This is a genomic window from Rhodococcus sp. IEGM 1318, from assembly GCF_033142465.1.
GTDB lineage: Bacteria > Actinomycetota > Actinomycetes > Mycobacteriales > Mycobacteriaceae > Rhodococcus_F > Rhodococcus_F qingshengii_B.
In genome coordinates this window covers 31,975-49,544 of sequence record NZ_JAWLSC010000002.1, presented here as the reverse complement: position 1 = coordinate 49,544, position 17,570 = coordinate 31,975, and the positions used below count along the sequence as shown (strand labels likewise).

Here is a 17,570-nt window from a genome sequence, read left to right as displayed (position 1 = left end):
CGATCATGGGACTTCAAGAAGTATGGTTCGTGCTCGTCGCAGTACTGTTCATCGGTTACTTCGTCCTCGAAGGGTTCGACTTCGGTGTCGGAATGCTCATGCCGATCGTCGGCAGAGGCAGTGACCTCCCCGCCGATACGCGTCGACGGGTGGCGCTCAACACGATCGGCCCGGTGTGGGACGGAAACGAAGTGTGGCTGATCACGGCCGGTGGTGCGATGTTCGCGGCATTTCCGGAGTGGTACGCGACGTTGTTCTCCGGGTTCTATCTACCGCTGCTGATCATCCTGGTGGCCTTGATCGTTCGGATCTGCGCCATCGAATGGCGGAGCAAGATCGACGACGACAAGTGGCGTCAGCGTTGCGACTGGGGCATCATCTTCGGCTCCTGGGTCCCGGCAGTTCTCTGGGGCGTGGCTTTCGCGAACATCGTTCGGGGCGTGGCGATCAACGCCGACAAGCAGGTCGAGTCGGGATTCTTCGATCTGCTCAATCCGTACGCACTGCTCGGTGGTCTAACCACCGCGCTGGTGTTCGCTCTCCACGGCGCTGTGTTCCTGGCGCTCAAGAGTGCCGACGAGGTTCGTGAAGATGCCGTGAAAATTGCTGCACGACTGGCAATTCCAGCTATTCCGGTCGCCGGCGGATTCGTCCTGTGGACGCAACTCGCCTACGGCAAGGGATGGACGTGGATTCTGGTAGCCGCCGCTGCTGCCGCACTGATCGGCGTCGTCTTCCTGACGCGGGCCGAGCGCGAAGGCTGGGCCTTCGTTCTCACCTGTGTGGCCGTCATCGCCACCGTCGTGCTGCTGTTCGCCTCGCTGTTCCCGAACGTCATGCCGTCGACGCTTGATCCGGCGTACAGCCTGACCATCGAGAACGCGTCGTCGAGCCCGTACACGCTCAAGGTGATGACGTGGGCCGCGGCCTTCATGACGCCGGTGGTGATCATCTACCAGGGTTGGACGTACTGGGTGTTCCGACAGCGCATCTCCTCCAAGCAGATTCCGGCGTCGATCGGTCTGCGATTCAAGGAGAAGACGTGGTAGTGGCAAACCCGCAGTCACAAACGATTCGAATCACGAAAGAACTGACGGTCGAATTCACGTGACTATCGAAGTAGGCGACGCTCCCACCACTCGGGAGCGTCGCCGGGGGCCGATCGACCCGCGGCTGTGGCGACATTCCGCTTCTGCGCGCGGCTATCTGATCCTGACCGTTGCTCTGTCGATAGTGAACGTCGTGATGGTCATCGTCGCGGCGCTCATGATCGGCCGGGTGCTGGCCGGAGTGATCACCACTCGAACTGTGGATGTTTCCTCGTGGACAACCGAGTTGGCTGTTCTTGCCGCCGCTGTGGTGGTCCGAGTTCTGGGGACTTGGCTACAGACCAGGTATGCGCACCGGGCGTCGACACGCGTCGTTGCCGAGATCAAGAACGGCGTGCTGGCGTCGGCGACGGCGATGAGTCCTCGCGATCTCGATCCGCGGCGTGACGAGATCGCGACCGTGGTCACCCGCGGCGTCGACGGTCTTGGTCCGTATCTGACGGGATACCTTCCGGCTCTGGTCCTGTCGGTAACGCTGACACCCATCACCCTGATAGTCATTGCGATGCAGGACATGACGTCTGCGGTCATCATTTTCGTGACGCTGCCGCTGATCCCCATCTTCATGATTCTGATCGGCTTGCTGACAAAGGGTAAGTCGGAGAAGACGCTGGCAGCGATGACCACGTTGTCTTCGCAACTCCTCGATCTACTCGCAGGTTTGCCGACGCTGCGGGCGCTCGGTCGTCAGCAAGGTCCTGCCGAGCGCGTCCGTGAACTCGGTGACGCTCATCGGCGAACGACGATGTCTGCCCTCCGCGTCGCGTTCCTGTCCTCGATGGTGTTGGAACTGCTCGCAACACTCTGCGTTGCATTGGTGGCCGTGAGCATCGGCTTGCGACTGGTGTACGGGGGCATGACACTCGAGCCGGGGATAGTCGCGTTGATCCTCGCGCCCGAGGTGTACCTGCCGCTCCGAATGGTGGGAACCCAGTTCCATGCCGCCGAGGACGGAATGGCCGCAGCCGACAAAGCATTCGAGGTTATCGAGGCCGATTCTGCCGCGCCGGAGGGCGGTCGGACGACGGTGGTCGCTCGCGGCGCCGATATCGTCTTCGACGGTCTCGGTGTGGCCTCTCGTGGGGGAGTGGCGCCGTCTCGACTTTCCGCCGTTGCGTCGCCAGGGAAGATCACGGTGCTCACCGGCCCCAACGGCTGCGGCAAGTCGACGGCAGTGCACGCGCTGCTCGGGTTGATCGAACCGAGCAGTGGGCGCGTGACGGTCGCCGGCATCGATGTCCGCGACCTGGACGAGCACGCGTGGTGGAGTCAGTTGGCCTGGCTACCGCAACACCCGGTCCTCTTGCCCGGCACCATTCGCGAGAACCTCGATCTCACCGGGGCCGTCGAGTCGCAGGCGTTGGCCCGTGCTGCGGCCGCGACAGGATTCGACGCGGTACTGGCCGAGCTGCCTGCGGGCGTCGAGACCGTGATCGGCGTCGGCGGCACAGGTCTGTCACTGGGGCAGCGGCAGCGCCTGGCCCTGACGCGTGTTCTCGCCTCCGACCGCGTGGTTCTTGTCCTGGACGAACCCACCGCTCACCTCGACTCCGATTCGGAAGGGACAGTGTTGGCTTCTCTGAGAGCACGGGCGGAGCGCGGCGACACCGTGGTCGTGATCGGCCACCGTCCGAGTGTGCTTGCCGCGGCTGACCGGATTGTCGAGGTACATGCTCATGAGAAGTGACGCTCACGATCCGCTTCTGCGTGCTCTGCGGCTACTGGAACTTCGGCCACGACGCGTACTGACTGCGGTAGCGGCGGGCGTGGCAACACTCGGCAGTGCACTTGCCTTGGCCGCACTGTCCGCGTGGTTGATCACGCGAGCCTGGGAGATGCCTCCCGTTCTCGACCTCAGTGTTGCGGTGGTTGCCGTACGCGCATTGGGAATCTCGCGTGGTGTCTTCCGCTATCTCGAACGATTGACGACGCACGACGTCGCATTGCGCGGAACCACCGCGGCGCGGTCGAGGATCTACCAGGAGTTGGCAGCGGGGGACCCCGCGGCCGCTGCCGGACTTCGACGCGGTGACCTGCTCTCACGTACCGGCGCCGATGTGGACGCGCTGGGCGACGTCGTCGTCAAAGCGCTGATCCCGATTGCGGTTTCGGTTGTCCTCGCATTCGCTGCGGTGGGAATCTTGTTGTTCATCTCCGTTCCGGCGGCGCTCATTCTCGCTGTTGCGTTGGCGGTGTCCGGGATCGCGGCACCCTGGCTGTCGGCGCGAGCTGCTCGCCTGGCCGAAGCCGACAGTTCTGCTGCCGCAGCTCGATTCAGTGAGTCTGCGGTGACGGCCCTCGACCATTCCGCCGAACTCCGGGTATCGGGTCGCTTGGATCAGGCGGTGAACGAGGCAGTCTCCGCCGAGAACGAGGTGGTCGAGGCAACCGACCGTGCGGCGGTACCGAGTGCCTTTGCAGCCGCCGCGACGCCTCTCGCAATCGGGGTGAGCGTCCTCGGGGCTCTACTGATCGGAATCGCGCTCTACGGAACCACCGACATGTCACCGATGTCCATGGGAATCCTTGTACTGCTTCCCCTGTCGGCTTTTGAGGGAACCGCGATACTGCCCAGCGCAGCGGTGGCGTTGACCAAGGCGCGACTGGCGTCGGCGCGCATCATGGCGGTTCTCGATCGCGCAGCTGAGGAACACGTCGAAGGTGACCGTGCGTGGCCGGAGGACGGGGTCCTCAGCGTGGACGCGTTGCGGGCTGGTTGGCCCGGGGGAAGGGTGACCGAACCGCTGTCGATGGATCTTCCTCGCGGTGCTCGTGTTGCAGTCGTCGGCGAGAGTGGATCGGGAAAGACGACTGCGCTGATGACGATGGCGGGTCTGCTGCCGCCTGTCGCGGGAACAGTTCGCGTTGGCAGAGTGGATGTTTCGGATGTCGATCCGGCAGAGTTGCGTCGTCACGTGGGGTACTTCGCCGAGGACGCACACCTCTTCGAGACGTCGGTACTCGAGAACCTGCGCGTTGCGCGCGGCGACCTCACCGTCGAGGACGCGAAGAAAGCACTTGCCGCAGTCGGTCTCGGCGATTGGCTGGCGGAACTGCCGGGCGGGCTCGACACCTACCTGGTCGGCGGTATGCGAGCGGTTTCGGGCGGTGAGCGTCGTCGGTTGCTTTTGGCACGCGCGATCGTCTCGCCCGCGGAGGTACTGCTGCTCGACGAGCCGACCGAGCACATGGACGCGGAGGCAGGCGCTCAGTTGCTTCGCGAGTTACTCGATCGCGACGGGATGCTGGTCGATTCTTCGCGAACGGTTGTTGTAGTCACCCACCAACTTCCGGCCGGTACTGGAGCTGAACAGGTGATATGCGTCGGAAAAGCTTCTGTGGAAAATACGTTGCCGTCATCGTGAAGTGGGCGTACTTTCTCCAGTACACAAGGAAGGAGGTGGTCTGAAATTGAAGTACAGACGGACGCGTGAGGTGGCTGCCAGCTAGCCGCAATCGCTGACGGAATTCACTTACCGCGCGAGCGGCCGGCGAATCCCAGGCAGCCACCCGACCCCCGAGCCCCCGATCAGTCCGACCGGGACCCCGCGAAAGCGTGGATGTGGCTCGGGGGTCGCTCGTTGCGACAACCACGTGAGCCTGCCGTTAGTAGAGGCGCACAGCAGAACTAGCCGATGTAGCGCGTCAGCCGCGCCGAGAGGCGCGGTTCCAGGCCACCGTCAGACATGATCCGCTCTTCGACGTACGCGAGGTCGCCGCCTTCGACGATGCCGTACAGGCGCTTCGCGCCGCCGTACAGTGCACCGGACTGGCTGCGGATCACCACGTCGGTGGCAAGTTCCCACGACGCCTGGGTCAGAGCTCGGCCGTAGTACATTTCGACGACGCCGGAGCTGTGGCTGAGCAGGAGTTCGACGACTTCCTGGTTGACGCTGCCGGGGATGCCGTCGCCGCCCATGCGCCAGTAACCGCTCTCGCGCAGATCAGGGCTCACGTACTCGCCCTCGGCGTCGAGGCGCCAGGACCGGGACTCCCAATTGAGGTAGGGGCCACCGTCGTGGGAGATGACGATCTGCTGACCGAAGGCGTAGTCGCCGGTCTCGTCGTGCCCTTCGCCTTCGCCGCGCCAGACGCCGACGAGGGGGAGTAGTGCGAGGAGTTCAGGATTGATGTCCGGGCCGAGGCGCAGGTTTGCGGTGTCCTCGGGCAACGGAAGGTCCGGCAGGGTCGGAATGTTGAGCGACGCCGTCGACTTGGAGCGCTCGACGGCGATGGCGACAGCTTCGTCCCCGCTGCCGCGCCTCACGGCACCTGCAGCGGCGGAATCGTCAGCGGTCGCGTCGGACCCTGAATCCGGAGCCTGGCTCACGACTCGTCGGTGACCAAGCGGTACACGACGTACACGGAGAACCAAGCGATCATGACGGATGCGAGTGCGAGGAGTACCTCGAAGAAAATGACCACGGGTACATCTTAGACCGCGGCGACCGACCGGAAAAATCGGGAGCCGGAATGCAGAAGGCCCCGCACCGAAGGGGTGCGGGGCCGCCTGCCGAAGCAGGAATTACTTGCTGACGGTCACGTCCACGTTGTGCACGCCCGAGCCCTCGGGAGCGACGGTCGAGGTGCCGTTGCCCGAGCTGGACAGCGCACGCACGGTCCACTCGCCCGGAGCGGCGAAGAAGCGGAAATCGCCGGTTCCCGATGCCACGACCTCGGCCGTGAACTCTCCGGAGCCGTCGAGCAGACGCACGAATGCGCCGCCGATGGGCTGGCCGTCAGCTGCGAGAACGCGGCCGGTGATGACCGTTTCCTTCTCGACGTCGACGCCGGCAGGCAGGGTCTGGCCCTGGGTAGGTGCTCCACACATGATCAGGCTCCTAATTCGATAGGTGCGCCGACGAGTGAGCCGTATTCGACCCAGCTGCCGTCGTAGTTCTTGACGTTGTTCTTGCCGAGGATCTCCTGCAGGACGAACCAGGTGTGGCTCGAGCGCTCGCCGATGCGGCAGTATGCGATCGTTTCCTTGGTGTCGTCGAAGCCCTTCTCCGCGTACAGCTTGGCGAGGTCGTCGTCCGACTTGAAGGTGCCGTCCTCGTTGGCGGTGGTGCTCCACGGGATGTTGATGGCTCCGGGGACGTGGCCGCGCTGCTGTGCCTGCTCCTGCGGAAGGTGCGCGGGGGCGAGGATCTTGCCGGAGAACTCGTCAGGGCTGCGAACGTCGACGAGGTTCTTGCTGCCGATGGCGTCGATGACCTCGTCGCGGAATGCGCGGATCGAGAAGTCGGGGGTCTCGGCCTTGTACTGGGTGGCTTCGCGGTTGACGGCGTCCTTCGAGAGCGGGCGTCCGTCGAGCTCCCACTTCTTGCGGCCACCGTCGATCAGCTTGATGTCCTGGTGGCCGTACAGCTTGAAGTACCAGTACGCGTAAGCGGCGAACCAGTTGTTGTTGCCACCGTAGAGAACGACGGTGTCGTCGTTCGCAATGCCCTTGGCGGAGAGCAGATCCGAGAACTGCTCCTGGTTCAGGAAGTCGCGTCGGACGCCGTCCTGGAGGTCCTTGCGCCAGTCGAGCTTGACTGCACCCTCGATGTGGCCGCCGTCGTATGCGCTGGTGTCCTCGTCCACCTCGACAAAAACGGTCTTGGGGGTGTTGAGGTTCTGCTCAGCCCAGTCAGCGGAGACTAGGACGTCGGAGCGAGCCATGGTGTTCCTTTCGATGTGGTCTTGCATCGGTCGATATCTAGCAGGGGTTCAACAGGGTTGTGTGGCAAGCGCTTTCACACGGTGGTAGCGCGGCCGGTATTTCGCAGCCTTGCGACGAGTGGGTAGATCTGGCAGCCGAGGCAGATGCCGAACGCGGCGTTGAGCAGAGCCGCGAACAAGGCGAAGCCGGTGGCAACGGTGCCGACGATCGTCGAGCCGGCCAGGAAACCGACCGTGCCGGCGAGTGCGAAGACGAAGCCGACGAACTGCGCGAAGCGAAGTGGCGCTACGGGTTCGCGTTCGCTGACCGGCGAGATTCGCGGCGCGACGAGCTTGCCGAAGATCTGGCCGTACGGGCTGCGCTTGGGGCCGAGTATCGCTCCGACCGCGAAGACGATCGCCTGCAGGGCGAGAAGCGCGGTGGCGGCGGGCAGGGAGAAGGTCGAGAGAATGAGCGTGAGTACGAGTACGCCGGTGGTGACCCATGCTGCGAATCGAGGTCCGCGGACGTCGACTTGCTCGAGTTGGGGTGTGGTTGTGGACATCGGGAGTGCTCCTGCGCTGGATTGCATGGTGCTTGCCTGGACCGAGAAAACGGGGACGCAAAAGTCCCATTCGGTGAATTGATCACGTGAGCGAAAACTCGAGAGTCAGAGAGAACTGACGGATGTGGTGATCAGCAACAGGTACAGCAACAGCCCCCGAGGCGGCACAGGTCTACTGCGCGGCGTCGGGTGAGCATCAGCTCGTGGCGGGTTTGCACGTCGGCGAGTTTACCCCGAATTCTCGGATTTTGGCTCGTGGGGTCCGGATAGTGGTACGAGCGCAGCTTTCAGATCGGCTGCGGACGGCACTCCGGACACTCGGAACTGTTCGTCGAGACCACCGTCGAGGATGAACGTGGTGGGTAGGGACAGGACGCTCATTTCGCTTGCCAGGGCCGGTTCCTTGTCGATGTCGAGTTCGATCTCCACCGGCGGACGGGGAGCGTCGGCCATCGAAACCACGACCTGGCCGACGACGCGCCGTACTGCTGCACACGGCCCGCACCAGTCGGCGGAGAAATGCAGTACGACGGGTCCGCCGTTCGGCGACGCGACTCCGGCGGCGCTCAGCAGTTCGAGGCGGCTGTCGGTGGTGCCGGCTGCGGACGTGGTTGTGGCTCGGACCGCTCCGTTGCGCGACTTGAGAAAGAGCCCGACCGCGACGACGGCTACGAGCGCGACCAGCAGAATTGTGATCCCGGTCATCGGTTCTGCAGCTCTGCGAGATCGATCGTCGTGTTTTCGGCGCTGCCTTCGATCACGATTCTTCCGCCTTCTGCGTAGACAAGGCTCGGCTGGATTCCGTAGGGGAGTGCCTGCGGATCGATCGTGTAGCTGAACAATCCGAGGACTACGGGCTCGAGTGCTGCGGGGATCGAGAAATCGGCTTTGCCCTCAGGACCGAAGTACAGGTTGCTGGCGACGATCTTGACCTGCCCTCCTTCCAGAACCAGGTTGGCCTGCACGCTCACGGCAGTCTCGACCGGGCCGACGGCAACCGTTCCGGTCAGCACGACGGCGCCCGCGGTGCTGGCGCCCGTTCCGCCGCTGCCCCCGGTGCCGTCCGACTTGTTGGCCGGCGGCGAAGATACCTGCAGGTCAGGGATGTTGAGCAGCTTTCCGAGGTCGGTGGCGTTGATTCCCATCCGGCCGTCGAGTTTGTCGACGGGGAGCTGGGTGACGTTGCCGTTCACGATGTCGGAGAAGGGCACGGTGACCCCGCGCAGGTTGGCCTCGACGGTCACTTCGCCGACCACGTCGCTCTGGACGCCGGTGGCTCTGACGTAGACGTCCTTGTACTTCCCACTGAGTGCCTGGGTGAGGAAGGGGAACCCGTTGAAGGTGACCTCGGGGTCCGCCTCGAGTGACGCGCCGGTTCGGAGCTCGCGGGAAACCCGGTACTCGGCGTACGCGGCAGCGCCGAAATCGGCCACCAGTCCGAGGCCGAGGAGGAAGACGATGCCGATGATCAGTTTGCGCACCGCACCATTGTGACGGACTCCGGTCGGGGTTCGATGCGACGGCCCCGGTACCAGGCACGCTAATGTAGTGACCGACCAAAAGCGTCGAACTACTCGAGCGTTGCCCTCGCGGGTTGCGCGGGCTACTAGATAGGAGGCCGTGTGGAACTGCTCCTCCTCACCTCCGACCCCAACCCGGAAGCTGTACTACCGGCGTTGGCGTTGCTGGCGCACTCGGTTCGGCCTGCCCCCACAGAGGTTTCCTCGCTTCTCGAAGCGAGTTCCGCGGACGTGGCGTTGGTGGATGCGCGCACCGATCTTGCTGCCGCGCGCGGTTTGTGTCGACTGCTCGGAAGCACGGGATCAGCAGTACCTGTGGTCGCCGTACTCACCGAAGGCGGACTCGTCGCAGTCAACGCCGACTGGGGGCTGGACGACATCCTGCTTCCCGGTACCGGTCCGGCGGAGGTGGACGCCCGATTGCGGTTGTTGGTCGCTCGCAGCGGCGGTGTGGCCAGTCCGGAAGCGTCGGGAAAGATCACGCTGGGCGAACTGGTTATCGACGAGGGGACGTACACGGCACGACTGCGTGGACGGCCCCTTGATTTGACTTACAAGGAATTCGAGCTGCTCAAGTACCTCGCGCAGCACGCCGGGCGTGTATTCACCCGTGCACAGCTGCTACAGGAAGTGTGGGGTTACGACTTCTTCGGCGGCACCAGGACGGTCGACGTCCACGTGCGTCGTCTGCGGGCGAAACTCGGCACCGAATACGAGTCCTTGATCGGTACAGTCCGGAATGTCGGATACAAGGCAGTGCGTCCGACCAGGGCCAAGGGCGGCGCAGCAGCTCCCGTTCAGTTCGAGGACGACGAAGACGTCGACTACGACGCGGCCGACGGTTCGGTGGTCTGACGTGGGTTGGACCGATTCGCTGCCGGCCGGATCCGCCGCGCAGGTTTCCTCGCTGCTCGATCGCGCGACCGAGTTCGACGGCAAGGCACCGGTGTCGGAGCAGGGGCGCCATGCCGTTGCCGGACGCGGTGCAGCACGACACTTCCTCGAGTTCGACGGCGATGCCGTCGTCGGTTACGCACAGCTGCAAGCCGGTTCGGACGAGCATCCCGACATGGCGGAGTTGGTGGTCGACCCGCAGGCACGGCGCCGCGGCATCGGAACCGGGCTTGCCGCAGCGGTATTCGACGAGGGTCGTTCAGGCGCACGCGTCTGGGCGCACGGAAACATCGATGCTGCAGTGGAATTCGCCAAGAGTCTCGATCTGATCAGTGTTCGTGAGCTCCTCCAGTTGCGTCGACCTCTCGATGCTCCGCAGCTTCCGGAAATCGTTGTGCCCGAGGGTATAACGATGCGGACGTATCGTGGACCCGAAGACGATTCCGAGATCCTTCGCGTCAATAACGCGGCGTTCTCCTGGCATCCCGAGCAGGGCGGCTGGACCCAGTCGGAGATCGACGAGAGAACGGCCGAAGGGTGGTTCGACCCCGCCGGTCTGTTCATGGCGTTCGCGGACACCGATCCCGATACTCTTCTCGGCTTTCACTGGACCAAGGTGCACGCACCGGAAGGTGACGATCCCGAACTGGGTGAGGTGTACGTCGTGGGTATCGATCCTGCGGCGCAGGGACGCGGTCTCGGCCGAGTGCTGACTCTCGCGGGCATGCATTACCTGCGTGATCGCGGCCTCGGAACCGTCCTTCTCTACGTCGAAGGCGACAACACTGCCGCCCTGCACACGTACGAGCGTCTCGGCTTCGATCGGTTCCATGTGGACATGGCTTACGCCCGCGCGCGCTGACGTCACAGTCGAACACGCAGAAATGTCTGGTCTGTTCATTCTCCGTTAACCATGTGTGGTCCAACCGGACACCGCGCCCGCCTACTTTTCTCTGTGGGCAGCGCCGTGTTGCCTGATGCAGATTTCAATCATCTGCATCTCATGTCGCCGCCCGATCGTGGGCGTGGCGGTAGCGATTTCCGGAGGATCTTGGTGAATCTCAAGCGCAGTGGTGCCCTGCTCGGTGTAGTGGCCGTGGGCGCCATGACCTTGGCCGCATGTGGCAGCGACAACAACTCGTCGTCGACGGGTGTGGACGCGTCCTCATCGAACGCAACGTGCGAAGGCAAGAGCAACCTCTCTGCCGCTGGTTCCTCGGCACAGAAGAACGCCATGGACCAGTTCGTCTCCACCTACATCTCCGTGTGCCAGGAAAAGGGCAAGACGGTCAACGTCGCCTACAACCCCAGCGGTTCGGGTGACGGACGTACGCAGTTCATCGCCGGCCAGATCGACTTCGCCGGCTCCGACTCGGCCATCAAGGACGAGCAGGCCGACAAGGCCAAGGAGCGTTGCGTCGGCGGCGAAGCCTGGAACCTTCCCCTCGTCTTCGGCCCGATCGCAGTTGCATACAACCTCGACGGCGTCGACAAGCTCGTTCTCAACGCAGAGGTTCTCGCGAAGATCTTCAACGGTGGCATCACCAAGTGGAACGATCCGGCCATCGCCGCGCTCAACTCCGGTGCTTCGCTTCCCGACGAGAAGATCACCACCGTGATCCGGTCCGATTCCTCGGGCACCACCGACAACTTCCAGAAGTACCTCGACGCAGCATCGAACGGTGCTTGGACGTCGGGCGCTGGGTCCGACTTCACCGGTGGCGTCGGTGAGGGCGCCAAGGGTTCGGCGGGCGTTGCGCAGGCAGTCGCTACTGCACCGGGTTCGATCACCTACGTCGAGAAGTCGTTCGCGGACCAGAACAAGCTCTCGGTTGCCGAAATCAACACCGGCTCCGAGGCAGTCGCACTGACCAACGATTCGGCCTCGAAGTCGATCGCAGGCGCGAAGTTCAAGTCCGACGCGACCGGCGACCTGACGCTCGACCTCGCGTCGATCTTCAAGACCAACGAAGCCGGCGCATACCCGCTGGTTCTCGCCACGTACTCGATCGTCTGCTCCAAGGGCTACGACGCGGACACCTCCGCAGCAGTGAAGTCGTTCCTGACGAGCGCGGCCAACGAGGGTCAGGCCAACCTTGCCGAGCAGGGTTACGTCCCGCTGCCGGCCAACGTCCAGGATCGCCTCAACGCGTCCATCACGGCAATCAGCTGACCTAGAGACTCGTGCGGACAAGCTCATGGATCTACATTCAGACGTGAAGGAAGTGAGCGCACATGAGTGACGCGCCCATCACCTCGACATCTCGTTCTCCCGGCCCCGCAACCAGCGGGGCCGGGGTGGGCGGTCCGAACGGCACCACGGAGGACACGATTACTTCCACCAAGGCTCCAGAAACCGAGCATCCTCCGAAGGGTGACGGTCCGGGCAGCGGCAACAGCAAGACGGTGACCCGTCCGGGTGACCGCATCTTCAGATCGCTCGCATCCGGTTCGGCAATCTTCATCACGGTTGTCATCGCGGCGATCGGTGCGTTCCTGATCTGGCGTGCCGTTCCTGCTTTGAGCCGGAACCAGGTCAACTTCCTGACCAGCCGTGAATGGGTCACGCAGAACATCAACGCGATGGCGTTCGGTGTCCTCGATCTCTTCCAGGTCACGGTGTTGGTCTCGCTGTTCGCACTGGTGCTCGCGATGCCGATCGCACTGGGCATCGCGATCTTCCTGACTTCGTACTCACCCAAGTGGCTCACGCGGCCACTGTCGTACACGATCGACCTCCTCGCGGCCGTGCCGTCCATCGTCTACGGCCTGTGGGGACTTCTCGTGTTCGCTCCGGCGATCACCCCGGTCGCGGTGTGGCTCAACGACACTCTCGGCTGGTTCCCGCTCTTCGCGGACGGCAGCGGATCGATCACTGGCGGCGGCACCATCTTCACCGCAGGCATCGTCCTCGCAGTGATGATCCTTCCGGTCATCACCGCAGTGACCCGCGAGGTGTTCATCCAGACCCCGCGCTCACAGATCGAAGCCGCACTCGCACTCGGCGCCACTCGCTGGGAAGTTGTGCGCACCACGGTCATCCCGTTCGGTAAGTCCGGCTACATCAGCGGCTCGATGCTCGGTCTCGGACGCGCACTCGGCGAGACGATGGCGCTGTACCTGATCCTGCGCACCACCTCTCAGGCCTTCGGCTGGTCGCTGTTCGACGGCGGCTCGACCATCGCCTCCAAGATCGCCCTCGGCTACGCGGAGTTCAACAACGACATCCAGGCAGGCGCGTACATCGCGGCCGGACTGGTGCTGTTCGTTCTGACCTTCGTCGTCAACGCGGCTGCCCGCGCAGTGATCGCCGGAAAGAAGGACTGACCCATGACCTCCACTCTGGACCGGCCGGTCAAGGCCCCCACTTTCCAAGGCGTCGGCGCCCGTCGTCGCGCCAAGGACGTCATCGCGACCATCCTGGTCAGCCTGGCAGTTGTCATCGCCCTCATCCCGTTGGTCTGGGTGCTCTTCACGGTTATCGCCAAGGGCCTGCCCGCTCTGACGTCGCCGACGTGGTTCACCAACTCACTGAGCGGATTGACGGCGTCGGCCGACGGCGGCGGTATCTATCACGCATTGATCGGTACCCTGCTGCAAGGCATCGTGTGCGCGGTCTTCTCCATCCCGCTCGGTATCTTCGTCGCGATCTATCTGGTGGAGTACGCCGACCGGAAGTCGAAGCTCGGCAAGCTCACCACGTTCATGGTCGACATCCTCAGCGGTGTTCCGTCGATCGTGGCCGCGCTGTTCATCTACGCCTTGTGGATCGCGACCTTCGGCTTCCCCAAGTCCGCGTTCGCCGTGTCGCTGGCTCTGGTCCTGCTGATGGTCCCGGTCGTCATCCGCTCCACCGAGGAAATGCTGCGCATCGTCCCGATGGATCTGCGAGAGGCGTCGTACGCGCTCGGTGTGCCGAAGTGGAAGACCATCTCGAAAATCGTTCTGCCGACGGCACTTCCCGGCATCATCACCGGCGTCATGTTGGCCCTGGCCCGCGTGCTCGGTGAGACCGCACCGCTGCTGATCCTCGTCGGCTACGCGCCGTTCATCAACTTCGATCTGTTCAACGGCGAAATGGGTACTCTGCCTTCCGTCATGGTCGCAGAGATGAACAACCCCACCGACGCCGGCACCAACCGCATCTGGGGCGCAGCACTGACCCTGATCCTGCTGATCGCGATCCTCAACATCGTCGCGAAGCTGATCGGTCACTTCTCACAGGTCAGAAGCAAGTGATGCGGCCTCGGAACATGTTCGTACTCAACAGCGTCAACAACTCAGTAGGGAGCCGGTAATGGCCAAGCGTCTGGATCTCAAGGACGTCAACATCTACTACGGCAAGTTCCACGCCGTCGCCGATGTGGGCCTGTCCGTCCCGCCCCGGAGTGTCACCGCCTTCATCGGCCCGTCCGGCTGCGGCAAGTCCACCGTTCTTCGTTCACTCAACCGCATGCACGAAGTGATTCCCGGTGCGCGCGTCGAGGGTTCGGTCTTGCTCGACGGAGAAGACATCTACGGCTCGAACGTCGATCCCGTCGGTGTTCGCAAGACCATCGGCATGGTCTTCCAGCGGCCCAACCCGTTCCCGACCATGTCCATCCGGGACAACGTCGTCGCGGGCTTGAAGTTGCAGGGCGAGCGCAGCAAGAAGAAGCTCGACGAGGTGGCCGAGCGTTCGCTGCGCGGCGCCAACCTGTGGAACGAGGTCAAGGATCGCCTCGACAAGCCCGGTGGTGGCCTCTCAGGCGGTCAGCAGCAGCGTCTGTGCATCGCGCGTGCCATTGCCGTCTCGCCCGACGTCCTGCTCATGGACGAGCCTTGCTCCGCTCTCGACCCCATCTCGACTCTGGCGATCGAGGACCTGATCACCGAGCTGAAGAAGGACTTCACCATCGTCATCGTCACGCACAACATGCAGCAGGCTGCGCGTGTGAGTGACCAGACGGCTTTCTTCAACCTCGAGGCAACCGGTAAGCCCGGTCAGCTCGTCGAGATCGACGACACCGAGAAGATCTTCTCGAACCCGACACAGAAGGCCACCGAGGACTACATCTCCGGCCGCTTCGGATAAGTCCTGGGATTGCACACCGCACGACCATGTTTCACCCCCGTTTCCAACAGGAGACGGGGGTGAAAATTTTTGGTTGTGGTGATAGTTCCCACTCCGGTGCGCACAGCTGAGCGTCGTTGGGCGCCCGAATAATTCGATGAGCAGCGCAAGTGCGCCGAGCGGGTGCTGAAGTAGCCGACGATGTGAATCTCGTGGATACTGACGACGCTTCGGGCAATGCTAATCTCGGCCCGACAGCACGCTGTCGATCGATGTCGTTTCACAACCGGAAGGGCTTGTCAGTGCACCTCACCCCTTCAGATACCGAAAAGCTGCTCCTGAGCGTTGCGGGCATGGTCGCCCGCGACCGCCGCGAGCGCGGGGTACTGCTGAATTACCCCGAAGCGATGGCCCTGATCTCGTGTTGGATTCTCGAGCGCGCGCGTGACGGAATGACGGTTGCGGAACTGATGAACGCCGGTCGGCAAGTGCTCACCCGCGACGACGTGATGGAAGGGGTACCCGAGATGATTGCAAACGTCCAGGTGGAGGCCACTTTCCCGGACGGTCGCAAGCTGGTAACCGTGACGGAGCCCATTCGATGATTCCCGGTGAGGTACGTGTGTCCACCGAACCGCTCGAGTTCGGCACGGACGCGGAGAAGATCACGATGGTCGTCGTCAACGACGGCGATCGCCCCATTCAGATCGGTTCGCATCTCCACCTTCCCGCGGCCAACCCGGCGTTGACCTTCGATCGCGAAGCGGCAGAAGGCTTCCGGCTCGACATCCCCTCGGGAACGTCGGTTCGGTTCGAACCGGGGGTCAGCAGGACGGTGACACTGATCGCGCTTGGAGGACTCAAAAGGGTTCCGGGCCTGCAGATCGTGCCGGACGAAGACCTGCCGACGCATGCGCGTGAGCCCAAGACCGTCATGCCGTTCGGCACACCCGGCGTGGAGGTCGAAGAGCCTTTGCGAGCGTCCTCGGTGAACGTTCGCGTGAGTGATGTTCCAGTCGAGGCGGATTCACCGGATGACGCCGCGACGACAGTTGAGAGGACAGCCGAATGAGCAGGATCGATCGACGCGGTTACGCCTCCCTGTACGGCCCGACCGCAGGCGACCAGATCCGTTTGGCCGACACAGATCTGTGGATCGAGATCGAGCACGACTACACAGCGACCGGCGACGAGATGGTCTTCGGCGGCGGCAAGAGCATCCGCGAGTCGATGGGCCAGGGCCTGACCACTCGCGATCAGGGCGCTCTCGACGTCGTCATCACCAACACGGTGATTCTCGATCACTGGGGAATCGTCCGGGCAGACGTCGGAATTCGCGACGGACGCATCGTTGCGATCGGCAAGTCCGGCAACCCCGACATCATGGATGGCGTGCACCCCAAGTTGCTCATCGGGCCGAGCACCGACGTGATCGCCGGCGAGGGGAAGATCCTCACCGCGGGTGCGATCGACACTCACGTGCACTTCCTCAGTGAAATCGAGATGATGGAGGCGCTCTCGACCGGTACGACGACGGTTGCGGGCGGCGGAACGGGCCCAACCGAAGGAAGCAAGGCAACCACCGTCACGCCCGGCGCCTGGTCCTTGACGATGATGCACCGCGCCCTCGACCACATCCCGCTCAACGTTCTTCTCCTCGGCAAGGGCAGCACCGTCAGCCATGAGGCCATGCGTCAGGAAGCTCTCGCCGGCGCAGGCGGATTCAAGGTCCACGAGGACTGGGGATCCACTCCGGCCGCCATCGACGCAGCTCTACGCGCAGCCGACGAGTTCGGCCTCCAGGTAGCGCTGCACGCCGACAGTCTCAACGAAACCGGTTACGTACAGCACACTTTGGATGCGATCGCCGGACGCGGGATCCACGTGTTCCATGCGGAAGGCGCCGGCGGCGGGCACGCACCGGACATCATCGTGACGGCAGGTGAGTCGAACGTTCTTCCGGCATCGACCAATCCGACGTTGCCGCATACCGTCAACACGGTCGCCGAGCACCTCGACATGCTCATCGTGTGTCATGCGCTCAATCCCCGGGTTCCGGAGGATCTTGCTTTTGCCGAGTCCCGGATCCGGCCGACAACGATTGCAGCAGAAGACTTTCTGCACGACATCGGAGCCATCTCCATCACCTCGTCCGACGCCCAGGCGATGGGCCGTATCGGTGAGGTGACCCTGCGGACATGGCAGGTTGCCCACGTCATGAAGGCCCAGTACGGCAAGCTGGGCACCAGCATGCCCGCCGACAACGAGCGTGCGCGGCGTTACGTCGCCAAGTACACGATCTGCCCCGCGGTGGCGCACGGTATCGATCACGAGATCGGCTCGGTCGAGGCCGGGAAGATGGCGGACCTGGTGCTGTGGGATCCCGCGTTCTTCGGAGTCCGTCCTTCTGCCGTGATCAAGGGCGGGGCGATAGTTGCTGCGCCGCTGGGTGATCCGAATGCTGCTATCCCGACCCCGCAGCCGGTGTTCGTTCGCCCGGCCATCGCGGCGACTCCGGGATCGGCCCCGCACCTGTCCACGACGTTCGTCTCTCCGATGGCCATCGAGGACGGTCTGGCCGATCGTCTCGGTCTCACCCGCACCCTTACCGGTGTTCGCCCGACGAGGCACCTCACCAAGGCGGACATGCCGAACAACACGGCGCTGCCGTCCATCGACGTCGATCCGGAGACGTTTGCCATCAAGGTCAACGGCGACCTGATAGCGCCCAACCCCGTTGACGTAGTGCCGATGGCTCAGCGCTACATGCTGTTCTGAAACC

General features: G+C 63.5%; 19 protein-coding genes. 12 read left to right on the top strand and 7 right to left on the bottom strand.

Translation table 11 applies throughout. The features are described from left to right. The first annotated feature begins 5 nt into the window (after positions 1 to 5). From cydB to cydC, 3 genes are read left to right on the top strand one after another with little or no spacing between them, the layout of a single operon-like run. Complete coding sequence (cydB, locus tag R4P65_RS04425; protein WP_003939727.1) at positions 6 to 1,049, top strand: cytochrome d ubiquinol oxidase subunit II; 1,044 nt, start codon at positions 6 to 8, stop codon at positions 1,047 to 1,049. Positions 1,050 to 1,107: 58 nt separating this feature from the next. Continuing rightward, entirely contained in the window at positions 1,108 to 2,796 is a 1,689-nt protein-coding gene (cydD, locus tag R4P65_RS04420; RefSeq protein WP_317825584.1) for a thiol reductant ABC exporter subunit CydD, read from the top strand. Next, positions 2,786 to 4,474, top strand: coding sequence for a thiol reductant ABC exporter subunit CydC (gene cydC / locus R4P65_RS04415; RefSeq protein ID WP_317825583.1), 1,689 nt, complete (start codon positions 2,786 to 2,788; stop codon positions 4,472 to 4,474). The genes cydD and cydC overlap by 11 nt, the downstream gene beginning before the upstream one ends. 263 nt (positions 4,475 to 4,737) lie before the next feature. On the opposite strand, the gene R4P65_RS04410 is transcribed toward cydC, so the two are convergent. From R4P65_RS04410 to R4P65_RS04385, 7 genes are all read right to left on the bottom strand, one after another. Then, the gene (locus R4P65_RS04410) at positions 4,738 to 5,376 is read right to left on the bottom strand and encodes an FABP family protein (protein WP_214884598.1); all 639 of its coding nucleotides are present in this window, start codon (positions 5,374 to 5,376) and stop codon (positions 4,738 to 4,740) included. Positions 5,377 to 5,634: 258 nt separating this feature from the next. Beyond that, complete coding sequence (locus tag R4P65_RS04405) at positions 5,635 to 5,940, bottom strand: DUF1416 domain-containing protein (RefSeq protein WP_003939797.1); 306 nt, start codon at positions 5,938 to 5,940, stop codon at positions 5,635 to 5,637. Between the two features lie 2 nt (positions 5,941 to 5,942). Beyond that, on the bottom strand, positions 5,943 to 6,776 hold the full coding sequence (locus tag R4P65_RS04400; RefSeq protein WP_003939859.1) for a sulfurtransferase: 834 nt from the start codon (positions 6,774 to 6,776) through the stop codon (positions 5,943 to 5,945). Between the two features lie 74 nt (positions 6,777 to 6,850). Beyond that, positions 6,851 to 7,321: a DUF4395 domain-containing protein gene (locus R4P65_RS04395; RefSeq protein ID WP_317825582.1), complete on the bottom strand. Its 471-nt coding sequence runs from the start codon at positions 7,319 to 7,321 to the stop codon at positions 6,851 to 6,853. A 131-nt stretch (positions 7,322 to 7,452) separates the two neighbouring features. Further along, the gene (locus R4P65_RS33095) at positions 7,453 to 7,539 is read right to left on the bottom strand and encodes a putative leader peptide (protein WP_350318872.1); all 87 of its coding nucleotides are present in this window, start codon (positions 7,537 to 7,539) and stop codon (positions 7,453 to 7,455) included. A 10-nt stretch (positions 7,540 to 7,549) separates the two neighbouring features. Next, positions 7,550 to 8,026: a thioredoxin family protein gene (locus tag R4P65_RS04390; RefSeq protein ID WP_230814669.1), complete on the bottom strand. Its 477-nt coding sequence runs from the start codon at positions 8,024 to 8,026 to the stop codon at positions 7,550 to 7,552. Further along, positions 8,023 to 8,802 (bottom strand): LmeA family phospholipid-binding protein, encoded by a 780-nt coding sequence (locus R4P65_RS04385; protein WP_317825581.1) that lies wholly within the window; start codon positions 8,800 to 8,802, stop codon positions 8,023 to 8,025. The genes R4P65_RS04390 and R4P65_RS04385 overlap by 4 nt, the downstream gene beginning before the upstream one ends. A gap of 141 nt (positions 8,803 to 8,943) precedes the next feature. Between R4P65_RS04385 and R4P65_RS04380 the strand changes: the two genes are divergently transcribed. The 9 genes from R4P65_RS04380 to R4P65_RS04340 all read left to right on the top strand — a co-directional run bounded on the left by R4P65_RS04380 (position 8,944) and on the right by R4P65_RS04340 (position 17,566). Next, a complete protein-coding gene (locus tag R4P65_RS04380; protein ID WP_003939728.1) occupies positions 8,944 to 9,696 on the top strand; it encodes a winged-helix domain-containing protein in 753 nt (250 codons plus the stop codon). A gap of 1 nt (position 9,697) precedes the next feature. Further along, on the top strand, positions 9,698 to 10,597 hold the full coding sequence (gene mshD / locus R4P65_RS04375; protein WP_317825580.1) for a mycothiol synthase: 900 nt from the start codon (positions 9,698 to 9,700) through the stop codon (positions 10,595 to 10,597). Positions 10,598 to 10,789: 192 nt separating this feature from the next. Further along, positions 10,790 to 11,908 (top strand): phosphate ABC transporter substrate-binding protein PstS, encoded by a 1,119-nt coding sequence (pstS, locus tag R4P65_RS04370; RefSeq protein WP_317826124.1) that lies wholly within the window; start codon positions 10,790 to 10,792, stop codon positions 11,906 to 11,908. A 62-nt stretch (positions 11,909 to 11,970) separates the two neighbouring features. After that, complete coding sequence (gene pstC, locus R4P65_RS04365) at positions 11,971 to 13,062, top strand: phosphate ABC transporter permease subunit PstC (protein ID WP_230814666.1); 1,092 nt, start codon at positions 11,971 to 11,973, stop codon at positions 13,060 to 13,062. Between the two features lie 3 nt (positions 13,063 to 13,065). Further along, a complete protein-coding gene (gene pstA, locus R4P65_RS04360) occupies positions 13,066 to 13,974 on the top strand; it encodes a phosphate ABC transporter permease PstA (protein WP_003940100.1) in 909 nt (302 codons plus the stop codon). 58 nt (positions 13,975 to 14,032) lie between these two features. Next, positions 14,033 to 14,809, top strand: coding sequence for a phosphate ABC transporter ATP-binding protein PstB (gene pstB, locus R4P65_RS04355; RefSeq protein WP_230814665.1), 777 nt, complete (start codon positions 14,033 to 14,035; stop codon positions 14,807 to 14,809). A gap of 281 nt (positions 14,810 to 15,090) precedes the next feature. Then, positions 15,091 to 15,393 (top strand): urease subunit gamma, encoded by a 303-nt coding sequence (gene ureA, locus R4P65_RS04350; protein ID WP_003939800.1) that lies wholly within the window; start codon positions 15,091 to 15,093, stop codon positions 15,391 to 15,393. Continuing rightward, positions 15,390 to 15,860, top strand: a complete 471-nt coding sequence (ureB, locus tag R4P65_RS04345) for an urease subunit beta (RefSeq protein WP_317825579.1) — start codon at positions 15,390 to 15,392, stop codon at positions 15,858 to 15,860. The genes ureA and ureB overlap by 4 nt, the downstream gene beginning before the upstream one ends. Continuing rightward, positions 15,857 to 17,566, top strand: a complete 1,710-nt coding sequence (locus R4P65_RS04340) for an urease subunit alpha (protein ID WP_317825578.1) — start codon at positions 15,857 to 15,859, stop codon at positions 17,564 to 17,566. The genes ureB and R4P65_RS04340 overlap by 4 nt, the downstream gene beginning before the upstream one ends. Positions 17,567 to 17,570 lie beyond the last annotated feature (4 nt).